The organism is Flavisolibacter ginsengiterrae DSM 18136 (assembly GCF_059568575.1).
Genome location: NZ_JCANTR010000050.1, coordinates 1 through 5048, shown reverse-complemented (window position 1 = coordinate 5048; position 5048 = coordinate 1). Strand labels below are relative to the sequence as shown.

The following is a 5048-nucleotide window of genomic DNA, read 5'->3' as shown; positions in this document are numbered from 1 at the left end:
AAATCGATTGTTGAAATGCAGGCATCAAACTTTTCCATGGCCATGTCAATGCCGATTCCATAACGAATAGCATTCATAAAAAAAGTTTAGGACATTAATAATAATATCAATTTCTTCTACTGCCTTGACTCATGATTTATTCAAGATTGAAATATATTATTTCATCTTTAAGTACTGTTCAGGCTAAGGAAGAAAAGGCACAAAGAAGATGTCTCGCGCCAACATAGTGAAATGTCACTTGTTTAGTCTCAATTTGAGGTATCAATGTGCCTTGATATCTATAGTAATTTAATTATTTAGCAAGATATGAGTCTCACTTGCCTCCAGGAAAGTTGACTCGCGGGGCTATACATTTTTCATTGTTATGACTTTACAAGCGGAAACCTGTTTCTTATAGCACTCGGTATGCCATCAAGCTTATTTTCTAAAGCCACATCATCAAGCAATAAATTAGGAATTTGGATATCAATGCCATTCTTGAGTTCAATGTTCACAACCGCAAAACCACTAATCGGGCTTTTATTGCTTCTTACTTTAGAGGTAATAAACCTGATAATTTCCTTTTTATCATATTGCGCCGGGTTCCCCTTCTCTCCAAAATAAAATATGTCATTTCCTTTGGACATTCTCAGGAACTTATCCCTGGCATACGAATAATAGTTAAAGAATAAAATAAGATTAAGCCCTCCTCCCATTATGATTATTGTTAAAAGCAGAACAGCAATAGCAATTGGATTGTTAGGGAAATTAGATTTGACAATAAAAAATATAATGAAGAAAATTCCGAAACCCAAATTGATAGAACTTGTAGAAAAAAGATACCTTTTTATTACCGTAGAAGTTACTTCATAGCAAAAATCCTGGCTAACAAAATGCTTTAAATTGTTTTGGAATAAAGTGTTCTCCTTCCTGAATGCACTATAGTCAAAGGCCGGCAATTCGAAAAAATCTTTAATGAATGTATAGCTGTCTTTAATTTCGAAAAAACTCTTGGAGTACAATGTTTGGTTTTGATCAAAGTAATGGAGAACAAACTTTCCATTATAATACAAGGCTAATTTCAGATAATCATTGTTTTTCCCCTGGAATGTAATTGATGGATTGGTAAGACTAATAAGGATCTTTTTCCTTTCTTCCTCCCATGGAAAATGCTCAATCAATGCAATGGATTCTTCAAAACTTCTTTGCTTCTCCTCCACAAATTCACCAATTTCAAAGTTCCTATGTTGAATTTTAGAAGTGAGCAGCTCCATTTTATTAGGTTTCTTACTTTTTTATTTCTACGTAATGTTTGCAAACAGTCCAATCAAAGGCACAGCATTACCAGGATATAAATTCTCAATGATTTGACAGGTCAGTTCGCAACCACGTTATACTATCAATTGTGTATCCAATAAATCCGGAATTATCGTCAAAAAATAATCTGTTTCCGGAAACTCCTGCCACTTCATAATATTCTGGAAATAGAACACCATTCAAATCCAGGGTATCAGTCATTATGTAAGGCAGGTAAGACTTACAACCTATCATGTTTTTAAAATTGTAACAGAACTTGACGCCATCTCCCCCTGATTTCTTTGTAATGGAAAGGATGTTTTTACAAGTTAATTTTTTGGGTGGGGTATTGAATGTTGCATTACTGGGTAATAGCGCGGCACAAACATACAGGGTCTTGAAATGCACTTTACCGCGCCTGAACCCCATATTTTCCACATAATCATAATAGTTTACTGCCGAAACGTATAGGGTATCTATTTGACCTGTTGGATTTTTAAAATATAGGCTGTCACCTTTCTTAAAAAAATCTATAAACTTTCTTTCTGGCGGCGTAAAAATGATTGCCGGAGAATTACATGAGATAATAAATGACGACACAATCAATACAAATAAATGAAACCGAAAAAAGATCGTGGCTGTTATACTATTCATCAAATGATTTTTCTTTCCACGCCTCTCAATAGCCAACAGGAAGTTGATTCGCTGAATTTGATTCCTCATTCCTTTAAATCCGCCTTAGCTTTTTTATCTTGTAAAGCATCAAATTCCTCCCGGCCTTGTTCTGAATTAATAAGGTTTAGTTCTGGGTGTGCACCTACCAGGCCACTTACCATGGCAAACTTTACAAAGTACTCCTCACCAAATTTGACGTTGATATTAATTTTTTTATCCTCGGTACTGGGCCATATTTTCATGTTGCCCTCTTTGTGTAGCCTGAGACTGAATTTTCTGCCATTCTTTAATTTACAGATAGTACTATCATCCAACTTAATATTATAACCTACTAACCCTCCTACGGCATTTTTCGGCCTGTATAAATACAGTGTTGCATATTGAGCTGTATCACCCTGATTTTCCTTTCTATTAATAGATGTTTCTGGGCCTTTTTGTACTGATTCAGATTGAGCAAATGAATGTGATGAAAACAAAAGCAATAGACAGAACGTAAAGATGATTTTCATAAATCTTTAAATCGGTGTTTAAAATAGAAAAATGTTGAGCGCGAAAGATATATTTAAATGCTTAAATATTATAATGCCTTGTCCACCGTAGCTTTAGCGAAGGTGGATCAGATTGTTCATCTGTTCTGCGACTCCCAACTCAAGACTCCAGACTCCCGACTCCCTTGTCCGCCGAAGCTTTAGCGAAGGTAGATCGTCCGCCGAAGCTTCGCAAAGGCAGATTGTTCATCTTTTCTGCGACTCCCAACTCAAGACTCCAGACTCCCGACTCCAGACTCCCTTGTCCGCCGTAGCTTCAGCGAAGGCGGGTCGTCCCTATTGTCCCTCTAGGCCCTCCTTCTTCCCCCTAAATCCTGCATCCATAAAAATGACTCTCCCACTTGACTCCTTCGAAATTCGATATTCCCCTTGTCCGCCGAAGCTTTAGCGAAGGTGGATCGTCCACCGAAGCTTCGCAAAGGCTGATTGTTCATCTGTTCTGCAGTTCCCTACTCACAACTCAAGACTCCAGACTCCAGACTCCCGACTCCCGACTCCCTTGTCCGCCGAAGCTTTAGCGAAGGTGGATCGTCCACCGAAGCTTCGCAAAGGCTGATTGTTCATCTGTTCTGCAGTTCCCTACTCACAACTCAAGACTCCAGACTCCAGACTCCCGACTCCCGACTCCCTTGTCCGCCGAAGCTTTAGCGAAGGTGGATCGTCCGCCGAAGCTTTAGCGAAGGCGGATTGTTCATCTGTTCTGCGGTTCCCGACTCCCACTCCTTCATCCGTATACCCAAATCTGTCGTTTATTGACCATCACTTGAATTCCTTCTAACAAATAAATATCCTTGTAGCACACAAGCGAAATACTTTAATTCCAAAACATATCAACCATGACTGTAGCAAAATATTTTCCCGATCACTCCAACGGTATGTATATTAATAAACTCGCCAGGATTGGGGGCATATTCTATTTGCTCATCATCATTGCGGGCATTTGCAGTGAACTCTTAGCCAGGAAGGGAATTATTGTACCTGGAGATGCAGCCGCCACTGTCGACAGGTTGGTAGCCTCACAATCGCTTTGGCGCACAGGTATTGCATTGGACTTGCTAATGCATGTCTGCGACATTCCTTTAATGGTCATATTGTATATTATGCTCAGGCCGGTGAATAAAGATCTGGCCTTGATGGAATTGTTTTTTAAGCTGTCACAAACAGCCATCCTCGTTGCCACAAAGCTCAATCTATTTATCCCACTCTATTTAAATGGTGATGCCCATTATCTCAGTGCCTTTACACTAGAACAACGGCAGGCGCTGTCATACTTATCTATCATAGCAGACGAACACGGTTTTTCTGTAGGACTGATATTCTTTGGCTTTGGATCGATGATCCTGGGTTACCTGGTTTATAAGTCCAGGTATTTACCCCGATTTATTGGCATACTCATGGTAATTGCCGGGATGTGTTATCTGGTTAACAGCTTTACCCTTATCCTATTACCTGGAATATCAGCAAAGCTCTTCCCCGCTATCCTTCTCCCCTCTTTTATTGCAGAATTGATATTGTGTTTCAGGTTGCTATTTAAGGGAGTGGATATAAAAAAATGGCAGCAGCACCAGGCAGGATTAAAATCAAAAAATGACTGATAGTCAATTGAGAGAAACATAACTCATCTAACCTCGGAGCAACAACGCTAAATGTACTTATTTGACTTTTAGCAAATGACAATTCGTTTGGAAAAATATTTCTTAAGCACAAAACAATTATTTAAATTTATGCTTACAAAAAGTATTATCAGTTAATCCTCTCCTGTTAAATTTTTTCCTCCCATCCAAACAAAATATCCTTTACGTTTTAAAGAAATGTAGTAAAATTCTACCGTCCCATTTTGACTAAAGATCTGGCCTCTATTAATGTATATATTTCATCTTACCTGCCAGGCTTTGAAAAAGAAAAGCATTGATCGTTCAGCTCTTGTTGATTCCACTATTGCATAAAATGAACTAAATCAATTTCTACAAATGGTTGATTTATTCATGCAGCTTTCAACAAGAATTAAAAATCAAACAGCCCTGTAAGACTATAGTTCTCCTACTATAATTGTCTAAAACAAAGAATAGCTATTGCTGATGTAATAAGCATTTATGCACAACCATGTTGATAGCATGTATTTATTCAATGGTTAAAACCTGTTTTATGAGAAAGTATTGTACTTACCTGGTAGTGTTCTTAACACTTTTGATGAGTAAATATTCAAATTCCCAAATTACTTGTCCTTCAGATTTTACGGTCGAAAGCTGTTACAGTGGAGATCTTATAACCTTTGCTGGTAATCACGCAGCGACAGCTCCTGGTGGCACAATCGTTTATAGCTTTACAAAGCAAGACGGCACAGTAGAACAGAATGCCACCGAATTAGGGCTGCCATTTGGAGAAAATTCTATAACAGCCACTGCAACATTCTCAGGCGGGGCCACTTCATCCTGCACTTTTAAAGTGACCGTTATTGCACCTGAAGTCTCTATTACCTGCCCCCCAGATTTTACCGTTAAACCCTGTTACAATGGAGATCCTGTATATTTTACCGGTGACCATGCTGCA

General features: G+C 38.5%; 5 protein-coding genes. 2 read left to right on the top strand and 3 right to left on the bottom strand.

Going from position 1 to position 5048, the window contains the following annotated elements; translation table 11 throughout:
- Positions 1-362 precede the first annotated feature (362 nt).
- From BP74_RS21540 to BP74_RS21530, 3 genes are all read right to left on the bottom strand, one after another.
- Entirely contained in the window at positions 363-1253 is an 891-nt protein-coding gene (locus BP74_RS21540; RefSeq protein ID WP_496377616.1) for a PH domain-containing protein, read from the bottom strand.
- A gap of 85 nt (positions 1254-1338) precedes the next feature.
- Entirely contained in the window at positions 1339-1998 is a 660-nt protein-coding gene (locus BP74_RS21535) for a hypothetical protein (protein ID WP_496377614.1), read from the bottom strand.
- Positions 1995-2459: a hypothetical protein gene (locus tag BP74_RS21530; protein WP_496377612.1), complete on the bottom strand. Its 465-nt coding sequence runs from the start codon at positions 2457-2459 to the stop codon at positions 1995-1997. The genes BP74_RS21535 and BP74_RS21530 overlap by 4 nt, the downstream gene beginning before the upstream one ends.
- 875 nt (positions 2460-3334) lie before the next feature.
- On the opposite strand from BP74_RS21530, the gene BP74_RS21525 reads away from it, so the two are divergent.
- A complete protein-coding gene (locus BP74_RS21525) occupies positions 3335-4093 on the top strand; it encodes a DUF4386 domain-containing protein (RefSeq protein WP_496377610.1) in 759 nt (252 codons plus the stop codon).
- Positions 4094-4643: 550 nt separating this feature from the next.
- Positions 4644-5048: hypothetical protein (locus BP74_RS21520; RefSeq protein ID WP_496377608.1), on the top strand; the 405-nt coding region annotated here is incomplete at its 3' end.

What these genes read in the sequence shown, in the direction of transcription:
- BP74_RS21525 (WP_496377610.1), top strand. Translation starts at nt 3,335, where the DNA reads ATGACTGTAGCAAAATATTTTCCCGATCACTCCAACGGTATGTATATT.
- BP74_RS21530 (WP_496377612.1), bottom strand. Translation starts at nt 2,459, where the DNA reads ATGAAAATCATCTTTACGTTCTGTCTATTGCTTTTGTTTTCATCACAT.
- BP74_RS21535 (WP_496377614.1), bottom strand. Translation starts at nt 1,998, where the DNA reads ATGAGGAATCAAATTCAGCGAATCAACTTCCTGTTGGCTATTGAGAGG.
- BP74_RS21540 (WP_496377616.1), bottom strand. Translation starts at nt 1,253, where the DNA reads ATGGAGCTGCTCACTTCTAAAATTCAACATAGGAACTTTGAAATTGGT.